This window comes from Modestobacter excelsi (genome assembly GCF_005930495.1).
Lineage (GTDB): Bacteria > Actinomycetota > Actinomycetes > Mycobacteriales > Geodermatophilaceae > Modestobacter > Modestobacter excelsi.
Genome location: NZ_SJEX01000005.1, coordinates 104,848 through 126,092, shown reverse-complemented (window position 1 = coordinate 126,092; position 21,245 = coordinate 104,848). Strand labels below are relative to the sequence as shown.

18 protein-coding genes, 1 pseudogene and 1 riboswitch are annotated in these 21,245 nt (G+C 72.1%); of the genes and pseudogenes, 8 read left to right on the top strand and 11 right to left on the bottom strand.

All coding sequences use genetic code 11. The features are described 5' to 3' along the window. Nucleotides 1-321: 321 nt before the first annotated feature. On the bottom strand, nucleotides 322-660 hold the full coding sequence (locus tag FHL80_RS03580; protein WP_138732081.1) for a nuclear transport factor 2 family protein: 339 nt from the start codon (nucleotides 658-660) through the stop codon (nucleotides 322-324). Nucleotides 661-738: 78 nt separating this feature from the next. Here FHL80_RS03580 and FHL80_RS26085 point away from each other — a divergent pair, with 78 nt between their 5' ends. From FHL80_RS26085 to FHL80_RS03570, 3 genes are all read left to right on the top strand, one after another. Then, nucleotides 739-1,035 carry a MerR family transcriptional regulator gene (locus FHL80_RS26085; protein ID WP_246078439.1) on the top strand — a complete coding sequence of 99 codons (297 nt, stop codon included), beginning with the start codon at nucleotides 739-741 and terminating at the stop codon, nucleotides 1,033-1,035. After that, a complete protein-coding gene (locus FHL80_RS26080) occupies nucleotides 1,032-1,532 on the top strand; it encodes a GyrI-like domain-containing protein (RefSeq protein ID WP_246078438.1) in 501 nt (166 codons plus the stop codon). Before FHL80_RS26085 ends, FHL80_RS26080 begins: the two co-directional genes overlap by 4 nt. A gap of 335 nt (nucleotides 1,533-1,867) precedes the next feature. Next, a riboswitch (cyclic di-AMP (ydaO/yuaA leader) is annotated at nucleotides 1,868-2,007 on the top strand. A 15-nt stretch (nucleotides 2,008-2,022) separates the two neighbouring features. Beyond that, entirely contained in the window at nucleotides 2,023-2,529 is a 507-nt protein-coding gene (locus tag FHL80_RS03570; RefSeq protein WP_138732080.1) for an NlpC/P60 family protein, read from the top strand. Between the two features lie 68 nt (nucleotides 2,530-2,597). Here FHL80_RS03570 and FHL80_RS03565 read toward each other — a convergent pair whose 3' ends face one another. Beyond that, entirely contained in the window at nucleotides 2,598-3,068 is a 471-nt protein-coding gene (locus FHL80_RS03565; RefSeq protein ID WP_216870386.1) for an alpha/beta fold hydrolase, read from the bottom strand. Between the two features lie 192 nt (nucleotides 3,069-3,260). Between FHL80_RS03565 and FHL80_RS03560 the strand changes: the two genes are divergently transcribed. Next, on the top strand, nucleotides 3,261-4,358 hold the full coding sequence (locus FHL80_RS03560; RefSeq protein WP_246078437.1) for an epoxide hydrolase family protein: 1,098 nt from the start codon (nucleotides 3,261-3,263) through the stop codon (nucleotides 4,356-4,358). 69 nt (nucleotides 4,359-4,427) lie between these two features. Here FHL80_RS03560 and FHL80_RS03555 read toward each other — a convergent pair whose 3' ends face one another. Then, nucleotides 4,428-5,924, bottom strand: a complete 1,497-nt coding sequence (locus FHL80_RS03555) for a flavin-containing monooxygenase (RefSeq protein WP_246078436.1) — start codon at nucleotides 5,922-5,924, stop codon at nucleotides 4,428-4,430. Nucleotides 5,925-6,105: 181 nt separating this feature from the next. Here FHL80_RS03555 and FHL80_RS03550 point away from each other — a divergent pair, with 181 nt between their 5' ends. The 3 genes and pseudogenes from FHL80_RS03550 to FHL80_RS03540 all read left to right on the top strand — a co-directional run bounded on the left by FHL80_RS03550 (nucleotide 6,106) and on the right by FHL80_RS03540 (nucleotide 8,691). After that, nucleotides 6,106-6,939 (top strand): alpha/beta fold hydrolase, encoded by an 834-nt coding sequence (locus FHL80_RS03550; protein WP_246078435.1) that lies wholly within the window; start codon nucleotides 6,106-6,108, stop codon nucleotides 6,937-6,939. 73 nt (nucleotides 6,940-7,012) lie between these two features. Beyond that, nucleotides 7,013-7,909, top strand: a pseudogene (locus FHL80_RS03545) (phosphorothioated DNA-binding restriction endonuclease). Nucleotides 7,910-7,977: 68 nt separating this feature from the next. Further along, complete coding sequence (locus FHL80_RS03540; protein ID WP_138732076.1) at nucleotides 7,978-8,691, top strand: endonuclease/exonuclease/phosphatase family protein; 714 nt, start codon at nucleotides 7,978-7,980, stop codon at nucleotides 8,689-8,691. 45 nt (nucleotides 8,692-8,736) lie between these two features. Here FHL80_RS03540 and FHL80_RS03535 read toward each other — a convergent pair whose 3' ends face one another. The 3 genes from FHL80_RS03535 to FHL80_RS03525 all read right to left on the bottom strand — a co-directional run bounded on the left by FHL80_RS03535 (nucleotide 8,737) and on the right by FHL80_RS03525 (nucleotide 11,224). Then, complete coding sequence (locus FHL80_RS03535; protein ID WP_138732075.1) at nucleotides 8,737-9,270, bottom strand: hypothetical protein; 534 nt, start codon at nucleotides 9,268-9,270, stop codon at nucleotides 8,737-8,739. Between the two features lie 159 nt (nucleotides 9,271-9,429). Continuing rightward, on the bottom strand, nucleotides 9,430-9,768 hold the full coding sequence (locus FHL80_RS03530) for a hypothetical protein (protein ID WP_138732074.1): 339 nt from the start codon (nucleotides 9,766-9,768) through the stop codon (nucleotides 9,430-9,432). 313 nt (nucleotides 9,769-10,081) lie between these two features. After that, a complete protein-coding gene (locus tag FHL80_RS03525; RefSeq protein ID WP_138732073.1) occupies nucleotides 10,082-11,224 on the bottom strand; it encodes a PDDEXK-like family protein in 1,143 nt (380 codons plus the stop codon). A gap of 260 nt (nucleotides 11,225-11,484) precedes the next feature. On the opposite strand from FHL80_RS03525, the gene FHL80_RS03520 reads away from it, so the two are divergent. Beyond that, on the top strand, nucleotides 11,485-12,000 hold the full coding sequence (locus FHL80_RS03520) for an HAD domain-containing protein (protein ID WP_138732072.1): 516 nt from the start codon (nucleotides 11,485-11,487) through the stop codon (nucleotides 11,998-12,000). 61 nt (nucleotides 12,001-12,061) lie between these two features. Here FHL80_RS03520 and FHL80_RS03515 read toward each other — a convergent pair whose 3' ends face one another. From FHL80_RS03515 to FHL80_RS03495, 5 genes are all read right to left on the bottom strand, one after another. Then, nucleotides 12,062-13,033, bottom strand: a complete 972-nt coding sequence (locus FHL80_RS03515; protein ID WP_138732071.1) for an Lsr2 family DNA-binding protein — start codon at nucleotides 13,031-13,033, stop codon at nucleotides 12,062-12,064. A gap of 190 nt (nucleotides 13,034-13,223) precedes the next feature. Beyond that, nucleotides 13,224-15,941, bottom strand: coding sequence for an MGH1-like glycoside hydrolase domain-containing protein (locus FHL80_RS03510; protein WP_246078432.1), 2,718 nt, complete (start codon nucleotides 15,939-15,941; stop codon nucleotides 13,224-13,226). Between the two features lie 126 nt (nucleotides 15,942-16,067). Then, complete coding sequence (locus FHL80_RS03505; RefSeq protein ID WP_216870384.1) at nucleotides 16,068-17,705, bottom strand: AMP-binding protein; 1,638 nt, start codon at nucleotides 17,703-17,705, stop codon at nucleotides 16,068-16,070. Beyond that, on the bottom strand, nucleotides 17,689-17,934 hold the full coding sequence (locus FHL80_RS27180) for a FitA-like ribbon-helix-helix domain-containing protein (protein ID WP_138732070.1): 246 nt from the start codon (nucleotides 17,932-17,934) through the stop codon (nucleotides 17,689-17,691). The genes FHL80_RS03505 and FHL80_RS27180 overlap by 17 nt, the downstream gene beginning before the upstream one ends. A 29-nt stretch (nucleotides 17,935-17,963) precedes the next feature. Beyond that, nucleotides 17,964-21,197 (bottom strand): acetyl-CoA carboxylase family protein, encoded by a 3,234-nt coding sequence (locus FHL80_RS03495; protein WP_246078431.1) that lies wholly within the window; start codon nucleotides 21,195-21,197, stop codon nucleotides 17,964-17,966. Between the last annotated feature and the right edge of the window lie 48 nt (nucleotides 21,198-21,245).

Genomic DNA, 21,245 nt, shown 5'->3' with positions numbered 1-21,245 from the left:
TTGCCGTCGTGCTCAGCGGCGCCCGTGGAGTCGGCGTGCCGGACGGTGCGGGTCAACTCGGCGTTGGCGCGGTTGACCACGGTCAACAGCAGGGTGGCCCGGTCCAGCACCGCACCCGGGGGAAGGGCGAAGAGGTCCTCGGCGGCCAGGGCGTCCAGCGCGGACTGCAACTCACCCACCAGACACCCCTCCCACCGCTTCGAACAGGTGTACGAAGTCTAGCGGTGTCAGGAGTGCCCGACAAGACATATCCGCAGCTCAGGGCGCTGTCCACAGATGCGCCGAACCCCTTGACAGGAGCAGCGGCAACCGGCGCAAGGGTCAGGGCGCGATGGTCAACTCGGCGATGCGGTCGCCCCGGACGGTGAACTGGTAGCGCAGGTCGACCACGCCGCCCGGGAAGTCCCCCACCAGATGCTGAACCACGAGCGAGTGGTCGCCGTTGATGCGCTGGGCCCCGGTCAGTTCCGTGGTGTACGTGTACTCCGACGCCGCGCGGTGCAGCCAGCTCAGGACGGCCTCGGCGCCGCGGTGGGTCGCGCCGTCGTCGACGACCACGGCGTCGTCGGTGAAGGTGTGGACCGCGGTGTCGGCATCCCGGGCGGTCAGGTAGCTGCGGACGACGGCGGGCAGCTCGGCGGGGGTGAGAGAGGTGGTCATGGGCACACCGTGCCGCCTCCCGCCGGGAGCAGGTCCAGCGCTGGACCCTCCCGCGGGGAGAGGGTGCAGAGTCGGCGCGTGCTGACCATCGGCGAGTTCGCGCAGCTCACCCACCTCAGCGTGCGCACGCTCCGGCGTCACCACGACGCCAGGCTGCTGGAGCCTGCCCGCGTCGCTGCTGCCAGCGGCTACCGCTACTACAGCGCCGAGCAGATCCCCGCGGCGCAGGTCATCCACCGGCTGCGGGGGCTCGACGTCCCGCTGCCCGACGTGCAGCGCATCCTGCAGACGCCCGACCCGGCGCGCGAGCCGAGCTCGTCGTCGACCATCTGCAGCGGCTCGAGGACCAGCTGGAGCGCACCCGTGCGGCGGTGACCTCGCTGCAGCGGCTGCTCCGTCCCGAACCGACGGCACTGGCGGTCGAGCTGCGGGCGGTGACGGCGATGACCGTCGCCGCGGTCGAGGGGACGGTCGAGCTCGACGACGTCCTGCGCCGGTACTCCGGGGCGATGGCCGAACTCGACGCACTGGTCGGGATGCCCGGCCCGCCCGGCGGGCTGTACGACAACGACCTGTTCACCGCCGGCCGGGGGCGAGTGCTGGTGTACCGGCCGACCGCCGCTCCCCCTCGTACCGGTCGCGTGCACCCGGCAACGCTGCCGGCCGTGGAGCTGGCGGTGGCCACGCACGTCGGCGACCACGACTCCATCGACGTCACCTACGGGGAGCTCGGCCGCTGGGTGGTCGAGCACGCTCTCGCGGTGGCCGGCCCGGTGCGGGAGACCTACCTGACCGGCCCCCGCGACACCGCCGACCCGGCGGCCTGGCGCACCGAGATCGGCTGGCCGGTCTTCCGCCTCGCGGCTCCGTGAGCCGAGGCGCCCCGGCGTGTCGTTGGCCGCTGCAAGGGCAGTCCGCGTGATCGCGTCGTCACCGCATGCTCAGGCGCGCGCAGGTCACACAAGATGCATCAACCAACCATCGCGCTGGAACAGTTGAGAGTCAAAGAGGGGCCTCGTCGTCCCCATGCAGGTCGTCGTCGGCGTGTCGACGCGCGTCGACTTGTCAACATGTCACTTGGGTGACCGGTGAGTAACTCGCTGTAGACGAGCGTCACTGCTGTCCCACCCATACGTTCATCGCGCCCGCCGGGTCCAGTCGTCGCCTTCCGTGTGACACCCGCCGGGCACCGCCGAGCCAGGCGCCCTCAGCAACGTCGCTGAGCAAGCCGGGCCGAGGACCCAGTGCAGTCCTGGGGTGAAGCGCGACCGGGCAACCAGCCGGCGCGCCGGGCGAGTTCCCCGCCCGAACCCGTCAGCTAACTCGGTAGGCGGTCGTGGAGAACCAGGAGAAACGTCGTCCATGACGACCATGCACACAGCCCCCGCACGCCGTACCACCCGTGGGGCCTTGGTCGCCCTGCTCACCGGTGCCGGCCTCGTCCTCACCCCGCTGGCCGCCCAGGCGGCAGCGCCCGACACCGCAACCGTGGCCGCCGCCCCGGCTGCCGCCTCCAGCGCCGCTGCCCAGACCGCCGTCGACACGGCTCTCGCCCAGCTGGGTGACCCGTACGTCTGGGCCGCAGCCGGCCCGAACTCCTTCGACTGCTCCGGCCTGACCCAGTACGCCTACAAGGCTGCCGGGATCTCGCTGCCGCACTCGTCGAAGAGCCAGTCGACGATGGGCACGCACGTCGCGAAGGCCGACCTCAAGCCCGGTGACCTGGTGTTCTTCTACAGCCCGGTCAGCCACGTGGGCATGTACATCGGCAACGGCCAGATGGTGCACGCGCCGACGGCCGGCTCGGTCGTCAAGATCGTGTCCCTCGACGCGATGTCCGGTTACAACACCGCCCGTCGTCTGGCCTGACGTACTGCTGCCGGGCTCCGGCGTCCTCGGGGGAACGCCGGAGCCCAGCACACGTCCGTGGGTCAGCCTCACGACACCCCGGACGGCGCGCCGGTCGCGTGCGCCAGCGCCCAGTCCAGGACGTCGTCAGCGATCTGCTCCGAGCCCGGCGCGGCCGGCAGCAGGTGCGGGTAGCCGGTGTACTCGCGGGCCTCGGTGACGGTGTCGCCGGAGTAGTGCTCGGCGTTCGACCGCTGCACCGTCGGCGGCATGAAGTGGTCCTCGCTCCCGGAGACGAACAGCAGGGGCGGGCGGGCACCGTTGCGGTAGTCCACGTGGGCGTCCTGCGGGCCGGGCATCAGGTTCGCCGGCACCGAGTTCCACAGGATCCCGCCGGACGCCGGGATGGCACAGCGCTGGTAGAAGGCGCGCGCCCCGTCCTCGTCGAAGGTGTTCGTGAAGGCGTGCCACTGCTCCTCGGTGAGCCCGACCGCCCGGTGCCGGTTGGCCGGGTTCTCGAGCACCGACCAGATCGAACGGAGCTGGGACAGCGGCACCACCTTGACCCCCTCGGTGGGAGCGGAGTCGAGGACGACGCCCGACGGCCCCGAGCGACCTCGACCTCGAAGCCGGGGTAGGTGGGGGTGAGGACGCGGAAGCCACGGCTCTCGTGGTGGGACTTCCCCGGACCACCTCGCTCGGTCACCGAAGGCGTGCTTTCGTCGGACCGGGCGGGCTGCCAAGGTGACGCCGTGACCGTTGGAGGACCAGACCCGGACGACGCCGCACCGCCACTGGTCGAGGAGGCGGCGCTGGAGGACCTGCGGCGGCGGCTGCGCGCCTACCGCCCGGTCGAGGGCACCGGCACCCCCGGCTGGGACCGCGGCACCGAGCACGGTTTCCTCGCCGAGCTCCTGCGCAGCTGGGCCGACGACTACGACTGGCGGGTACACGAGCAGCGGATCCGGTCGCTGCCCTGGGCGCGGACGAGCCGGCTGCGGGCGGTGCACCAGCGCGCCGCTGACCCGGGCGCGACCGCCGTCGTCCTGCTGCACGGCTGGCCGGACTCGATGCTGCGCTACGAGCGGGTGCTGCCGCTGCTGACCGACGTGCACGTCGTCGTCCCGGCGCTGCCCGGCTACCCGTTCGCCGCTCCCCTGCCCGACCGGGACCTGTCGGCGGCGGACATGGCCGAGGTCATCGCCGAGGCGATGGCCGAGCTCGGGTACGCCCGGTACGTCGTCTCCGGTGGCGACATCGGGCGGGGCGTCGCGACGGCGCTGGCCGTGGACCACCCCGACCGGGTGGCCGCGCTGCACGTCACCGACGTCCCGCTCGCCGCCGCCTTCAGCGGCGACCCGGCGATGCAGACCGACGACGTGCGCGACCTGCGGGAGCGGATCTCGACCTGGCGGTCGGACGAGGGCGCGTACATGCACGAGCAGTCGACCAAGCCGCACACGCTGGCGGTCGGGCTGGGCGACTCCCCCGCCGGGCTCGCCGCCTGGATCGTGGAGAAGCTGCGCAGCTGGAGCGACTGCGGTGGCGACGTCGAGACGGTGTTCAGCCGCGAGGACGTGCTGACCTGGGTCACCGCCTACTGGGTGACCGGGGCGATCGGGACGTCGTTCGCGCCGTACGTCAAGCCGAGCCCGCCGATCGAGCGGATCGACGTGCCCACCGTGGTCAGCCAGTTCCCCGGCGAGATCATCCAGGCGCCCCGCTCGGTCGCCGAGCGGCTGTTCGACCTGCGCGCGTTCGAGCACGGCACCGCCGGCGGCCACTTCGGCGCCTGGGAACGGCCGGACGAGTTCGTCGGCTTCCTCCGGCAGGCCCTCGCGCTCAGCTGATGAGGACGCGGCTCAGCGATCGGGCGGAGCCGTTCCGTCACCTCGTTCGTGCAGTTGGGCTGGGAAAGGTCAGCGGTACACGAGAGTCCCGTCGTCCAGGTCGGCGGCGGGGAGGATCTCCCGCTCCTCGACGTACTCGTGCAGATGGGTCCACGGCTCCCGGTCGCCCTGCTTGGGCATCAGGTGCATCGACCGGGCGAGGTAGCCGGGGTTGAAGTTGACCGGGTCGACCCAGGGACCGAGCGGCATGTCCGCGTCCTCGGGCCGCAGCTGCGGCACGACCATCGACGCCCCCTTCTCGTCCATGTGCGCGAGCAGCCGGCAGACGAAGTCGCTGATCAGGTCGGCGCGCAGGGTCCAGCTGTGCCGGAAGTAGCCGAACACGTAAGCCAGGTTGGGCAGGCCGGTGAACATCAGCCCGCGGTAGGTGACGGTGTCGGCGAAGTCCACCGGCCGGCCGTCGACGGTGAAGGCGATGTCCCCGAACACGCTGAGGTCGAAGCCGGTGGCGGTGACGATGATGTCGGCCTCCAGCTCCTCACCGGACGACGTCCGGATGCCCGTCTCGGTGAACGTCTCGATCGTGTCGGTGACGACGGAGGCCTTGCCCTCGCGCATGGCGGTGAACAGGTCGCCGTCGGGGAGGACGGCGATCCGCTGCTGCCACGGCCGGTACGAGGGGTTGAAGTGCTTGTCGATGTCGACGTCCCGCGGGAGCTGGGGGCGCATCGACTCGATGAGGAACTCGCGGGCGAGGTCGGGTGACTCGGCCGAGATCCGGGTGAGCTCGTTCAGCTCGGCGATGTAGGCCCGGCGGAGGATCTCGTGCGTCCACTCCTCCGGGACGTCGAGCGCGCGGAGCGTCGTCGCCAGTTCGTGGGTCTTGGGACGGGCGAAGAAGAACGTGGGCGAGCGCTGCAGCATGGTCACGTGCGCGGCGGTCTCGGCGATGGCCGGGATGAGCGTCGCCGCCGTCGCGCCCGAGCCGATGACGACCACCTGCTTACCGGTGAGGTCCAGGTCCCCGGGCCACTGCTGCGGGTGGACGACCCGGCCCTGGAACCGGTCCACGCCCGGCCACTCAGGGGTGTAGCCCTGGTCGTGCTTGTAGTAGCCCTGGCACATCCAGAGGAAGTCGGTGGTGAAGACCAGCTCCTCGCCGGTGTCGCCGCGGGTCACCTCGACGGTCCAGCGGCGGTCGTCGGTCGACCAGGTGGCGGAGGTGACGCGGTGCTCGTGGCGGATGTGGGCGTCCAGGCCGTTCTCCCGGATCACCTCGTCGAGGTAGCGGAGGATCTCCTCCGAGGACGCGATGGAGGGCCCGCGCCAGGGCTTGAACCGGTAGCCGAAGGTGAACAGGTCGCTGTCGGACCGGACCCCGGGGTACTGGTGGGTCTTCCACGTGCCGCCGTGGCTCTCCAGGGCGTCGAGGACGACGAGGCTCTTGCCCGGGAAGTGCTCCTTGAGGTGGTAGGCGGCCCCGATCCCGGAGATGCCTGCTCCCACGATCAGCACGTCGACGTGCTCGACCCGCTCGTCGAGCGTCGTCCCAGCCGGCTGCGTCATCGTCATGCCCGTCCCCCAGTCCGTGCGGGGGCGCACCCCGTCGTGCGCCGTCCCCGGGCAGTTCTACCCCCATTGGCGCCGAGCATGTGAAGTGGCCCACAATCGCTCCGCACGACACCTCCCCCGCTGATCGCGAGTGGGGCGTGGTCCAGGCAGCCTCCGGCCGAGCATGGGAGTCTCGTTGAGCACACTGACCGTCCACGAGCCACGCACCGTCGAGGTCGGCGACATGACCGTCGCCGTCCAGGAGTACGGCGAGGGCGAGCCGCTGCTGATCATCAACGGCACCAGCCAGTCGCTGGGCTTCTGGGTCGACCTGGCGCAGGCCTGGGCGGGCCGGCACCGGGTGATCACCTACGACCTGCGCGGGATGGGCGGCTCGACCCGCGGAGCGGACCCCTTCACCGTCCGGTCGCTGGCCGACGACGCGCTCGGGGTGCTCGACGCCCTGGGGATCGAGCGCACCCACGTGCTGGGCTACTCGCTGGGCAGCGCGATCGCGCAGGAGGTGGTGCTGGCGGCGCCGGAGCGGGTCGCCTCGCTCGTCCTGTACTGCACGTGGGCGCGGGCGGACGGGTTCCAGCGGTCGATGATGACCGGGCTGGCGCACCCCTGGCGGGTGGGCGACCTGGAGGCGGGGCTCGGCGCGCTCGGCGTCGCGTTCTCCCCGCAGCTGCTGGACAGCCCGGAGTTCGGCAAGCTGATCCAGGAGCTGCTGCCGCTGTTCCCGTCGACGCCGGAGCAGATCCAGACCTGCGCCGAGCAATGGGACGCCGACATGGGCCACGACACCCTCGACCGGCTGGGTGAGATCACCGCGCCGACGCTGGTGATCGCCGGCGAGCAGGACCTGCTGACCCCGCCGTGGCACGGCAAGCAGGTCGCCGACGCGATCCCCGGGGCGAAGCTCGAGATGTTCACCGGCCCCGGCTCCAGCCACGCGCTCGGTACTGAGCGGGCGGCGGAGTTCGTCCCGCTGGTCGCGGAGTTCCTCACCGCCCACCCGATGTCCTGACCCCCGTCGTCGCCGACGGCGCGCCTTCGGCGCCGTCCCACCGGGGGACGGCGCCGTGGGCGGATGTGACGGGATGACAGGCGCGGCGACCACCGGCGAGGTGCTCGCGGCCTTCTCCTCTCTGCGGCAGCACCAGCGCAACGGCCAGCGCTCTCCGCACAAGCCGTTGCTCGCGCTCCTGGCACTGGGACGGCTGGCCGCGACGGGGTCGAGTGACGTGCCGTAGTCGGTGGCCGAGGAGCAGCTGGCCGACCTCATCGCCGAGTTCGGTCCGGCGTCGAACACCGGGAAGGCGCAGAGCGCCGCCTACCCGTTCACCCGGCTCCGCGCGGACGGCATCTGGACGCTGGACGCGGACGTCGTCGACGACACGGTGTCGCCATTGCGCACCGGCGTCACCGGCCGGTTCGAGGCGTCGCTGGAGCGGCGGCTGCGCGATGAGCCGTCGTTGATCGAGACGGTCGCCCGGACGCTGGTCGACAGCCACTTCTCACCGACCGTGGCCGGCGACGTCCTGGTCGCGGTCGGCTTCGACCCTGAGGCGCCGCCGGTCGAGGTCCCCTCCGGGACGGTGCGAAAGCGGAGCCAGGCGTGGCGCGCCGCCGTCCTGCAGGCGTGGGACGAGCAGTGCGCGTTCTGCGGGTTCGACGGTCGATCCGGCGGGATGGCGATCGGCGTCGAGGCTGCGCACGTGCGGTGGTTCGCGCTGGACGGCCCGGACGATCTGGACAACGGCCTGGCACTCTGCTCGCTGCACCACAAGCTGTTCGACCGCGGTGCGCTCGGCCTGGACGACGAGCTCGCGGTCATCGTCTCGCAGCGCTTCTCCGCGCGGACGCCGTCGGGGCGGGCGGTCTACGCACTGCACGGCCGTCCGCTCGACCCCCGCCCGGGCACGGCGCCACCGGCCGCGTCGCACGTGAGCTGGCACCGCCGACAGGTGTTCCAGGGGACGCCGCTCGCGAGCTGACCACCCGTGCGGGTGAGGACGGCGCCGCAGTCGACCGTGCTGCGGCGGCACGCTGTTGTCATGGGCTGGTGAAGCTGGCGACCTGGAACTGCTGCGGGAAGTTCTTGGCGAACCTCCCCCACCTCCTCGGTGAGGGCATCGACGTCGCCGTCGTGTGCGAGGCCTCGCCGCTGCCCGAGTGGCCGCTGGCATCGGGCGATCGACCGGTGACGCACGTCAGCCGACGCGTGACGCGGGAGAACCCGAAGGAGCTGGGCGTCGTCGCCTGCGGGCCGTGGTCGGTCAGCCGCCAGGAGCGCGCCGACTCCGCGCCCGCCTGGACCCTGCCGGTCCAGGTCGACGGGCCGCTGCCCTTCGTCCTCGTCGGCCTGTGGACGGTGGTCTCGCCCGGGCAGCCGAGCTACGTCGGCCAGCTGGACCGGGCGGTCGACCGGATCGCGCAGCTGGACCCGACCGAGCCGGTGGTGCTGGCCGGCGACTTCAACGCACCGATCAGCTCGAGCGAGACGCAGTACCGCACGGTCGTGCGCCGGCTCGAGGACCTGGGCCTGGTGGACGCCTACCGCGCGTCCCGGGGGTTGACCGCCGACGAGTCACCCGTTGACCCGACCTACTACCACCACTGGCGGCAGGACCGGCCCTTCCACATCGACCACCTGATGGTGCCGGCCGCCTGGAGCGACGCCCTCACCGTGCAGGTCGGCGACTTCGACGCCTGGGTGGCATCGCGACGCAGCGACCACGTGCCGCTGATCGTCGAGGTCAAGGACGGCGTCGCCTGACGGCTGACCTCGCCGAAGGCGTGCTCTCGGCGGGGACGAGGGGGCTCAGGCGGCGAGGGTCAGGACGTCGGCCGTCGCCCAGCCGGGCGGGAGCGGGCGGGCGAGCTCGCCGCCGCGGACGGCGAGGAACGGCCGGGAGAGGCGCTCCTTCTCGATCCGGTCCCAGACGGCCAGCAGCTGGGAGACCCACCGCGCCAGGGTCAGCGCGTCGCTGGCCAGCAGGTCGCCGGCGACCTCGGCGCGCGGCCGGATGGGGATCCGCGGCCAGCGCGGGGTGACCAGGCTGCGCTTGGACGACGGCAGCGTGGCCACGTGCGCGGCGAAGGCGGCGTCCAGGGCGCTGGTCTCGGCGACGATCGCCATCGCGAGGGCGCCCACGTCAGCACCGCGACCGAAGCGGACCGCGGCCTTCTCTGTGGTGACGAGGACCCGGCCGACCAGCAGGCGGGCGATCCGGTCGTCGTCGGACGGCAGCACCCAAGCACCGGCCATCGTCGACTCCAGGCCCTCGCCGACGTTCACGTGCCAACCCACGACCCGGTCCTCGACCGGCTGATCGATGACGACGACTCCGCGCATCCCGTACTCCTGGCACTGAGCGACCGGCCGGTTCCGGCGTGATGCGGACAGTGGCAGAGGAAACGCGCCGGACCGCCCACCGTCGCGAAGTCGTGACACCACCCGTCCCCAACGCCCCACGAGCAGCAGCCGACCCATGACGTGGGCAACGTATGGCTCTCAGTAGCCCGGCTCGCTACAGAGCTGGTAGCCGCAGCCAGGCCCGTAGTCGTCGTTCGCCAACCGCTCTCCCTCGAGGATCTCGGCGTCCTGTTCCGGGCTGCAGCCGTAGCCGATGCACTCGTCCTCAGGCGGCGGCGCCTGCGCTTCGTCTGCTGCTGCAGCCGACGCGCGTGCAGCCTCCGCGGCGGCGGCTTCCTCCGCTTGGCGCTGAGCCTCTGCCTCTGCCTCTGCCTCTGCCTCTGCCGCCGCAGAAGCCGCAGCGGCGGCCGCGGCTTCTGCGGCGAGCCGCTGGGCCTCCAGCGCAGCACGGGCCGCTTGCTCCGACTCGCGCTCCAACCCGGACGGGCCGGTGAAAGCCGGCGGTGGCGTGGACGCGCTGACGGGATCCGTAGAAGGAGCCGCAGGTTCGGCAGCGCAGGCTGACAGCAGCATGGCGCCACTGGTCAAAAGGGCGAGACATAGACGGCGCATTCGGGTTCTCCACGGTCGTTGGAGGCGGACGGCACGGAGTCATGCGGTGGCCAGGCACCGCGCCGGGTCGGGCCAGCGGCGTCGCAGACCAGTCAGCTGCTCGGCGCTCACTCCGTCGTGCGAGTGCAACAGCCGCACTTCTGTGGCGCCGGCTGTCAGGTGAGCTGTAGCTGCTGGGTCATTCCTCGACGGGGTCCACCGTGACGTCCGCAGCAACGCTGGCCAGATGGTCCAGCGACACCTCCATCAACTCCAGCATGTCGCGCCAATCGAGTTCGGCCGCGTTGACCGGCAGCTGCGAGGCCAGACGCAGTCCACCGTTGTCCAGAGAGTCGCTGAAGAGCATCGGGTGTCGGCTCGCCGGCTCGCCGGTGGCTGCCGCGGCGCGCCAGTCCGCGAGTCGCCGTGGTGAGGGCTCGCCGGAGAGTCCGTCGTGCCAGCCCCGCTCCCGCGGCACGAGCGCTGCGGCAAGGTGTCGTTGATCTGTGCTCAGATTCGCGATCAGCGCCGTTCGTGTCAGGCGCGCGGCAATCGGCGTAGCCAGGTCATGCGCCAGCACCCTCGCCTCCGCGCTGTCCAGAACGTCTCGCGGATCGACCTCGAGTCCGAGTCGGAGCACCCATGCGCGCGGTCGAGGGTTGTCGGCTCGGAGGTCAAGCGTCATGAAGACATCCAGGCCCGCGCGCGTCCCGACAGACCACCAGCCGAGCAGCATCGGCGCGCCGCCGTTCGTGCGCATGCCAGAACCGAGGGCGAGGTCCAGTCGGCCCGCCGCCGGGCTCTGCCGCAAGCTGGCCTTGAGTCGCTTGACGAGGAGGTCTGCCACCACCCGGTCCTGGGCCAGCCCGAGTCGACCGTCCAGCTCTTCCGCCCGCCGCTCGAGGATCCCCGCGGCCAGGTCGGCGAGCCACGCCGCCTCCGGATGGTCACTCTTCCGCCAGGCCCCGACCAACTCAGCGAGCGTGAGATCTGTGTGCCACGCCGGCAGCGCATCCGGGTCGTCGCCAGTGAGGGTCACCAGCCAACATGAGGCGGACAGGCCATGCTGCGCGGCCCACTCGTCGTAGACCGCGTACTGGCGGCCATGCTGTCCGGCTCCGATCTTCACCTCGACCAGGGCCAGCGGCCCACCGGCAGCGTTCTCCACCAGCAGGTCGACGCGACCGTCTCGGCCACTGACCAGGGCCTCTCGCCGGACCCTCAGTCCGTCGGCCTCGAGGCCGAGCACACGGGCCAACGGCTGTGGATCGAGATCGGCGAGAAACGCGACGAGGTCACTGACCTGGTCCTCTCCGTTGAGCAAGCGCTCCAGTCCGGCCATGCTGCCTCCTCCATCGACGCTCGTTACGACCGAGTCATCGGCCGCCCTGGTGCCGAGATGAACGGATTGCCTTCGGCGCAGGGGTGAGCGTGAGAAGGACTGGCGCAGTGATCCACTGCGGGGAGCCGCGGCGTGAGCCGCACCCCGCTGCCAGGACTGTCGGAGCGGAGCTCCCCACCGGCGACGACGGCCCTCTTAGGCTCGGATCAGGTCGTGCGTCGACGCCCGCTCGGGGCCGACGCGCCACGGGAGGGACCCGCATGTCATCGATCCGCCCACCCCTGTTGCTGCTGGACGTCGACGGGGTGCTCAACGCCATGCGCTGGGAACTACCGCCGGGCTGGCAGCAGGGCGTGTTCAACGGCTACGTGCTGTCCTGGGACCCCACGGTCACGGCCCGGTTGCGCGGGCTGCACGAGTCCGGCCGGGTGGAGATCCAGTGGCTGACCACCTGGGCGGAGAACGCAGACCTGCTGCTCGCCGAGCCCCTCGGGCTGCCCCGCGGACTGCGCGAGAGGTCCGGTGGACGAGCCCGACCGACCGGCTTCACGGGCCGGCTCGGCGGTCAGTCCGGCTGGTGGAAGCTGACCGCCGCGCAGGAGGTCGCCGCGGAGGAGCCCGGCCGGCGGATCGTCTGGATCGACGACGACCTGGCCGAGCAGGCGGCGGAGACCGGCGACTGGCTCGCCGCGAACCCGCACGTCCTCGTCGTCGCCCCTGACCTGTTCACCGGACTGACCCACGAGCAGCTGGACGCCATCGAGGCCTGGCTGTGACCTGGTGAAGCGGTCAACAGGTCAGCCTGAGTTCAGGCCGGAACGTCGGACCGCATCGTCGTCAACCCGGAAGGCCGGTGTCCTCCAGGTACTGGTGGACGACGTCCTGCGGAATCCGCCCACGGGCGCTGACCTGCAGTCCCCGCTCCCGCGCCCACTCGCGGACCACTGCCGGGCGGGGAGCCGGTGCCGGCACGGCGCCCCCTGGGGAGAACGTGTGCTCGACCCCGACCGTGCCCGCTGCGGCATCGAGCTCGGTCAGGCAGGCACCGAGCCAACGGTAGGCCCACTCCTGCGCCAGGGGTCGGGTCTCGCAGAAGACGATCGGCACCGAGGGGAACCGCGCCTGGGCCTCGGCCAGCGACTCCGCAGCAGCCGCTCCGGGGGCGTGCTCGAAGGTGAACAGCCGGCTGTACCGGTCCTCGACCGCCACGGCCGCGCGGGGCAGACCGGCGAGGTCGGCCAGGGCGTACGTGAGTCGCCCCGACAGCAGGCTGCTGACCAGGTCGCCGACGCTCTTCCGCTCGACCGCCGCCACCACGGCGTCGTCCCTCATCACCGCGTAGTCGCCGACCGGCAACCGCTGGCGGCGGGTGACGGCCTGCTGGTGGCCGAACGACCACGGGTACTTCTCGCCGGAGTCGACGACGATCTCCAGGACCTGACCGGCCGCGCGGGCCGTCGGGAGTGCTACCCGGGGGCGGGCCTGCTTGGTCGTGCTCGGGCTCTGCCAGAAGATCACCTGACGGCCGCGGACCTGGGTCAGCACGAACTGCGACCGGTTCTGCCGGGCGCGCGCCAGCACGAGGTCGATGGCCGGCCCTCGGCGGCTGCATGACCGCACCGCGTGCCGCTCCACGATCTCCGCGTCGGCGGGCCAGCCCCCGGCGCGGTGGCAGTAGACCTTGGAGGCACCGGGCCAGGTCTCCCGCGCCTTGACGACGATCCCGTCCGGACCCAGCGGGATCCGGATCACGTAGGGCAAGGACGAGCCGGGCTCGGGGTTGCGGGCCACCAAGAGGTCGTCGACCACGATCCCACCTTGGCACAGCCGCGGACGGCTGCGGGGATGGGACGTGGAGGCCCAGGACAGTCGTAGCTCCGGTCGAGCAGCACCCGAGGGCCCGACACAGAGGTGACCGTGCCCAGGTCCTCGGTGCGGCTGCGCCATCCCCCGTCACCACCTCGCCAAAGGCACGCTTGTGGCGACGGGCGGTCGAGCGTCAGACCCAGCGGGGGTCGGGTGGCAGCCGCGGGTTGAGCAGGTGGGCGACCAGCGCCGTCCAGCCGGTCTGGTGGGTGGCGCCCAGGCCCTCGCCGGTGTCGCCGTCGAAGAACTCGCTGAACGTCGGGTGCTCGCGCCACAGCGGCGAGTCGCTGGACTCGATCCGGTCGCCGTCCGCCGGGCGCTTGCCGTCGACCGGCCGGAACAGCGCGGTCAGCGAGTTGTCGATCAGGTCGGCGGCGTCCACCAGGGTGCAGTGGTTCCCCGACCCGGTCGGCAGCTCGATGGTGAACGAGTCGCCGTAGTGCCGGCCCAGCGTGCGCAGCTTGTCCGCGAGCAGCACGTTGACCGGGAACCAGACCGGCCCGCGCCAGTTCGAGTTGCCGCCGAACAGGCCGGTGCGCGACTCCCCCGGCTCGTACTCGATCGACACGTCCCGCCCGCCCACGTTGGCGAACACCTGCCCGGTCGACTTCGACAGCGACCGGACGCCGAACGGGGACAGGAACTCCGCCTCGTCGAACATCCGCTGCAGGATCCGCTTCAGCCGCTTCTTGTCCACCAGCGACAGCAGCATCTTGCGGCCCTCGGGTGCCCGGCGGGTGGTCAGCGGGCCCATCAGCTCCGGCCGGCGCTTCTGCAGCCAGCGCACCCGGTCGGCGACGTCCGGCAGCCGCTCGGTCACCCAGGCCGGGATCTCTGTCGTCCCCAGGATCGGCAGCAGGCCGACCATCGAGCGCACCCGCAGCGGCTCCGGCGAGCCGTCGGGTGCGACCAGGACGTCGTAGAAGAAGCCGTCGTCCTCGTCCCACAGCGACACCTCGTGCGAGCCGAAGGCGTTCATCGCCTCGGCGATGGCGAGGAAGTGCTCGAAGAACTTGGTGACGGTACCGTCCCACGCCTGGTCGAACCGGGACAGCTCGAGGGCGATCTTCAGCATCTGCTGGCAGTAGAACGCCATCCAGCTGGTCGCGTCGGATTGCTCCAGCCGGTAGCCCGGGGGCAGCGGCGCGGAGCGGTCGAACAGCGCGATGTTGTCCATCCCGAGGAAGCCGCCCTCGAAGACGTTCGAGCCGTCGGCGTCCTTCCGGTTGACCCACCAGGAGAAGTTCATCAGCAGCTTGGTGAACACCCGGATGAGGAACTGCTGGTCGCGGTAACCGTCGATCCGGTACACGTGCCACGCGGCCCACGCGTGCACCGGCGGGTTGACGTCACCGAACGCCCACTCGTAGGCGGGCAGCTGGCCGTTGGGGTGCATCGCCCACTCGCGGCACATCAGCACCAGCTGTTCCTTGGCGAAGTCGGGGTCCACGTGCGCCAGCGGGATGGTGTGGAAGGCGGTGTCCCACGCGGCGAACCACGGGTACTCCCACTCGTCGGGCATCGAGATGACGTCGGCCAGCGACAGGTGGCGCCAGCTGGTGTTCCGCCGCCCCTTCGCCCGGCGTGCCCCCGGCGCGGGGACGTCGGGGTCACCGTCCAGCCAGCGGGCGACGTCGAAGCGGTACAGCTGCTTGGTCCACAGCAGGCCGGCGTAGGCGCGGCGGGCCACGTGTCGGTCGTCGTCCGAGAGGTCGGCGTGGACGACGTTCGCGTAGAACTCGTCGGCCTCGGTCTTCCGCAGGCCGAGGACCTCGTCGAACTGCGCGCCGAACATCTGCGAGTCGGCGTCCTCCTGCCGCAGCCGCAGCTTCACGGTGACCGTCTCGCCCGGCTCGACGGCGTCCCACTGGTACCAGAACGCGGCCTTGGTACCGGTCACGTCGGGGTTGACCCCGGACTTGTCCTCGTGGACGACGCGGCGGTTGATGCCGTCCTTCGGGTACTCGCTCGAGTTGCTCTGCGCGCCGAACAGGGCGACGGCGTTGGTCTCGTTGTCGCACGCCAGCACCTCGGGGCCGCCGTCGGCGGCGAGCACCCAGCGGCCGAGGTAACCGTGCTCGGCGACGACCGTGGGGACGTCGGCGTCCGGGGTGTAGGTCAGGGTGGGCTTGCGGTCGTCGAGGCCCCAGGACCAGGTGTTGCGGAACCAGACCTGCGGCAGCAGGTGCAGCGGCGCGGGGTCGGGGCCGTGGTTGGTGGCGGTGACGGTGATGCAGACGTCGTCCGGGCCGGCCTTGGCGTAGGTCAGCTGGACGTCGAAGAAGCGGTCCTCGTCCAGGACGCCGGTGTCGCTGAGCTCGTACTCGCGCTCGAGCCGGGACCGCTTGGCGTTCTCCTCGCGCAGCTGCGCGTAGGGGTACTCGGCCTGCGGATAGCGGTAGAGCCACTGCATCCAGGAGTGCGTCGGCGTGCCGTCGACGGCCCACCAGTGCTCCTTGGCGTCCTCGCCGTGGTTGCCCTCGCCGTTGGTCAGGCCGAACAGCCGCTCCTTGAGGACCGGGTCCTTGCCGTTCCAGACGGCGACGCCGATGTTCAGGAAGCCGTAGCGGTCGCAGATGCCGCCCAGGCCGTCCTCGCCCCAGCGGTAGGTGCGGGCGACGGCGTGGTCGAACGGGAAGGAGGCCCAGGCGTCACCGGACTCGGAGTAGTCCTCGCGGACGGTCCCCCACTGCCGGCCGGCCAGGTACGGGCCCCACTTCCGCCAGGGCGAGGCCATGTCGGCGGACTCGGCCAGCCGGGCGTGCTCGGCGCTGCGAGGTGCGGTGGTGTCCTGAGGACCGGGCGGTGGGGTGACGCCGGGAGCGGAGGCGCCGGGCACTGCGGAAGACACGACCTCCACAGTGCCACGGCGCGTGGGTCGAACTCGTTACGCAGGTGGACAGACCTCGTCACATCTGGGTACCGACGCTCGTCACAATCTCGCCGTCTACCGATGCTCCATCGGGCGCAGGGCGGGTCAGGCCGGCAGGTCGAGCCGGTCCGCCAGCTCCCGCTTGACCACCTTGCCGGTGGCGGTCAGCGGCAGGCTGTCGACCAGCCGGACCTCGGGCACCTTGTACGGCGCCATGTTCTCCCGGCACCAGGCGACCACGTCGTCGGCGGTGTCGGTCGCGCCGGGAGCCAGCATCACGAAGGCGACCGCCCGCTCGCCGGTCGTCGGGTCGGGGACGCCGAGCACCCCAGTACCGGCGATCCGCGGGTGCCGGCCGAGCAGGAACTCCACCTCGGTCGGGAAGACGCTCATCCCGTTGACCTTGACCATCTCCTTGCGCCGGCCCAGGTAGCTCAGGCACCCGGTCTCGTCGAGCTGGCCGCTGTCGCCGGTGAGCAGCCAGCCGTCCTGCAGCACGTCGGCGGTGGCGTCGGGCCGGCCCCAGTAGGCAGAGAGCAGGGACGGCGACCGCACCGCGATCTCGCCCTCCTCCCCCACCGGCAGCAGGTCGCCGGTCTCCCGGTCGACGATGACGATGTCGGTGCCGGGCACCGGCAGCCCGCAGAAGATCGGCCGCCCGGCGAGGTCCCGGTCGGCCAGGCCGCCGGTGAAGGTGTCCATCGTGTGCGTCTCGGTCATCCCGAACGCCGCCTCGCGCAGCACCCCGGGTGAGCCGGTCACCTTCGTGAACCGCCCCCGCAGCGTCGCGTCGAGCTTGGTGACGAACGAGACGGCCAGCGGGACGCGCAGACTCGAGAGGTTCCGGCTCTCGGCCTCCGCCCGGTCCAGCAGTGGGATCCAGGAGTCGACCGGGGCGACCAGGGTGGTGACCCGGTGCGCCTCGATGAGGTCGAGGGCCTCGGCGACGTCCCAGCGCGGCATGAGCACGCAGGTCGACCCGTTGACCAGCGGCAGCAGCAGCGCGGCGTCCTCCCCGGCGATCCAGAAGATCGGCAGGAACACCAGCGAGACGTCGTCGGCCGGGGTGCCCATCGCGGTCAGCGAGCTTGCGGCGGTGTAGAGCATGTGCCGCTGGGTGTGCTCGCAGCCCTTGGGCAGCCCCGTCGTCCCGCCGGTGTAGTTCAGCGCGGCGAGGGCGTCCAGGTCGCCGTCGCCCACGGGTGCCTGCGCCTCCCGGCCGACGACGCCGGCGATCCCCGCCTCGTCGATGACGGTGCGAACGGCGTCGGTACGGCCGGAGTCGAACGCGTTCCGGAGTGCCGTGGCGACGAACGCGACCTGCGCGCCGGTGTCGGTGAGCTCGTAGCGCACCTCCTCGCCGCGGAACATCGGGTTGACCGGTACGTGCACCGCGCCGGCCTTCAGCACGGCATGGAAGGCGAGCACGAACTCCAGGCTGTTGCCCATGAACACGGCGACCCGGTCGCCGGGGCGCACCCCGCCGGCGACGAGGTGCGCGGCGAGCCGGTCGCTCTGCCGGTCGAGCTCGGCGTAGCTGAGCGTCCGGTCGCCGAGGACGAACGCCGCCCGGTCGCCACGCTCACGAGCCCAGTGCCGCAGGTGCGCCGTCAGCGGCACCTCGTCGAGCGGGTACCGCACCTCCCTCGGGACGTCGGCCGGCCAGATCTTTGCACGGCGCTCGTGCAGGTCGGCGATGTGCCCGTCGATGTCGGCGCGGAACCGGTCACTGAGGACGGTCACGGCTGCCCCTCCGCAGTTCGAGGACGACCTCTGCCGGAAGCTGGGACCCCGTCCCCTGCACTCGGCGCTGCACGCGGTCCCACAGATCGTCGGGACTCGGTCGCTGGGCCAACGCGGTCAGCTGTCCCCGCACGTACGCCTGCAGGGACTGCCCCGCCCGGGCGGCCCGCGCCGCCAACTCGTCCCGCGTCTCATCCGGAACACCGCGGATGGTGATCGGCACTGGCATGGATGCAGCCTGGCACCGGCCCGCAGCTCTCACCAGGTGTCGATGTTCGAGCGCACCCGGCCGGCCGGGCGGGGTGTCGCCGCGACCTCCCGGGTCAGGGTGGCGATCCAGCGGCGGGTGTCCGCGGGGTCGATGACGTCGTCGATCTCCCAGTGGGCGGCGACGTTGAGGCCGGTGCCGTTGGCGTAGGCGGCGGCGACCGCGGCCGAGTAGGCGGCCTCGCGCTCGGCGTCGTCCGCGATCGACTCCAGTTCGCGCCGCGTGCCGAGCCGGACCGCGCCCTCCAGGCCCATCGGCCCGAACTCGCTGGTCGGCCAGCCGACGGCGAACCGCGGCACCTTCATGCTGCCGCCGGCCATCGCCTGCGCGCCGAGTCCGTAGGCCTTGCGGACGACGACCGTGCCCATCGGCACCGACAGGTTCGCGCCGGTGACGAACAGCCGGGAGAAGTGCCGCACGGTCGCCGTCTTCTCCGACTCCGGGCCGACCATGAAGCCGGGGGTGTCGCAGAGGGAGACGACCGGCAGCCGGTGTGCATCGCACAGCTGCAGGAAGCGGGCTGCCTTGTCCGCGGCGTCGGCGTCGATCGCGCCGCCGAGGTGGGTCGGCACGTTGGCGATCACGCCGACCGGCGCGCCCTCGACCCGGGCGAGGGCGGTGACCATGCCGGTGCCCCAGCCGTCGCGCAGCTCGAGCACCGACCCCTCGTCGGCGAGGACGTGCAGGACCGCGCGCACGTCGTAGACCCGCTTGCGGTTCTCCGGGACCAGGTGGCGCAGCAGCCGCTGGTCGGGGGCACTCCACCCGTCGACGGGACCCTGGAAGTAGCCGAGGTACTGGCGTGCCGCCGCCACCGCGGCCGCGTCGTCGGCGACCCGGATGTCCACGACGCCGTTGGCGTGCTGGACGTCGATCGGGCCGATGTCCTCGGGGGCGACGACGCCGAGCCCGCCGCCCTCGATCATGGCCGGGCCGCCCATGCCGATGTTGGCGTCCTCGGTGGCGATGACGACGTCGCAGGTGCCCAGCAGCGCGGCGTTGCCGGCGAAGCAGCGCCCCGACGCGATCCCGACCAGCGGCACCAGGCCGGACAGCTTGCCGAACAGCGCGAACGCCGCGGTGTCGAGCGCGGAGACGGTGGGCAGGTCGACGTCACCGGGTCGCCCACCCCCGCCCTCGGCGAACAGGACGACGGGCAGCCGGCGCTTCTCGGCGAGCTCGAACAGCCGGTCCTTCTTCAGGTGGCCGCGCATGCCCTGGGTGCCGGCGAGCACCGTGTAGTCGTAAGACACGACGACCGCCGCGCTGCGCTCGCTGCCGACCCGGTCGCCGTTGATGTCGGCGAGCCCACCGATGACGCCGTCGGCCGGTGTCCGCTCCTGGAGCTCCTCCGTGCTCCGGCGGCGCTCCTGGGCGGCGAAGACGAGCGGGCCGTACTCGAGGAAGCTGCCCTCGTCGACGAGATCGGCCAGGTTCTCCCGTGCCGTCCGGCGGCCCGCGGCGTGCCGGCGCCGGACCGCCTCGGTCCGGTGCTCGTCGAGCCCCTGCTCGTGCCGCCGCCGGACCTCGGCGAGGTCGGGTCGCTCGGCGTCGAGGTCCTGGACCTCGGCCGCGTCCTGCTCCTCCGCCTCGCCGTGCTCGACGGTGGCGAGCAGCTGCCCCTGCCGGACGGTGTCCCCGGGTCGGACGGCGAGCCGGCGGACGGTGCCGCCGGCGGGCAGGGCGACGACGTGCTCCATCTTCATCGCCTCGAGGACGACGACCGTGCCGCCGGGCTCCACCGTCGTCCCGGCCGGGGCCTCGATCGCGACGACGGTGCCGGGCACCGGGGCGAGCAGCCCGTCCTCCCCCTGCTCCACCGCTTCTCCTGGCTTTCCGCGCGGAAGGTGAACGGCGTCAGCGGCGTCTGGTTCGTGTTGCTCCGCGGCGGCGACCAGCTCGGCGACGTGCTCGTCGACGAAAGTGGTGGTGGTCCGGCCGGCGAGGACGTCGGGGTCGGCGAGCAGCGCGCGGAGGAAGGCCGTGTTGGTGGCGACGCCGCAGACGTCGACCTCGGCCAGCGCCCGGCCGGCGTGCCGGAGCGCGTCGGCGAGGTCGCCGGACCGGTCGTGCACGACGACCTTCGCCAGCAGCGGGTCGTAGCGCAGGCCCTGCTCGGTGCCGACGCGGGCCGCGGTGTCGACCCGCACACCGGGGCCGCCAGGAAGGCCCAGCGCGGTGATCGTGCCGCCGCTCTCGGCGTTTACCCGGGCCTGGACGGCCCAGCCGAGCGGGCGGGGCGGGCCGTCGAGGAGGCCCAGGTCGGCGAGGGTGGCGCCAGTGGCCACCCGGAGCTGGAGCCGGACGAGGTCGAGCCCGAGGGTCTCCTCGGTGACGGTGTGCTCGACCTGCAGGCGGGGGTTGCACTCGAGGAACACGTAGGTGTCGCCGGCGACCAGGAACTCGACGGTGGCAAGACCGACCAGGCCGGCCTCGCGGGCCAGAGTGGTCGCGGCACGGTGCAGCTGGCCGCGGAGGTCGGCGGACAGCCCGTCGGCGGGCGCGATCTCGACCAGCTTCTGCCGGTTCCGCTGCAGTGAGCAGTCCCGGTCGCCGAGTGCGGTCACCGAGCCGTCGGCGTCCCCGAGGACCTGCACCTCGATGTGCCGGGCGCCGTCCAGCAGGACCTCGGCGAAGAGCGCGCTGTCGCCGAAGGCGGCCAGCGCCTCCGAGGAGGCACGTTGCAGCCCGGCCTTGACGTCGTCACCACGGCGCAGCACCCGGGTACCGCGTCCTCCCCCGCCCGCGCGGGCCTTGAGCATCACGGCGCCGGTGTCGTCCAGGAGGTCGGCGACGGCGGCCGCGTCAACGCCGGCCCTGGTGCCGCGGAGCACCGGGACGTCCGCGGTCTCCGCGAGGGCCCGGGCGAGGACCTTGTCGCCGAAGAGGTCGAGGGTGCCGGGCAGCGGGCCGACGAAGGTGACGCCGGCCGTGGCGCAGGCAGCGGCGAGGTCGGGGTTCTCGGAGAGGAACCCGTAGCCGGGGTGCAGCAGGTCGCAGCCGGTGGCGGTCGCGGCCTGCACGATCGCGGCCACGTCGAGGTAGCCGGCCGGGCGGGTGCCGGGGAGGGCGTACGTGGCGTCGGCCGCGACCAGGTGCGGCGCCCCCGGCTCGTCGCCGGCCGCGACGGCGACTGACTGCATGCCCTCCGCCGCCGCCGCCCGGGCGATGCGGACGGCGATCTCCCCGCGGTTGGCGATCAGCAGGCGATGGAGGTCGGCCACTCCGCGATGCTCGCACGCCTGCTTGGGCGGCATCTGGTCGCGGTCACC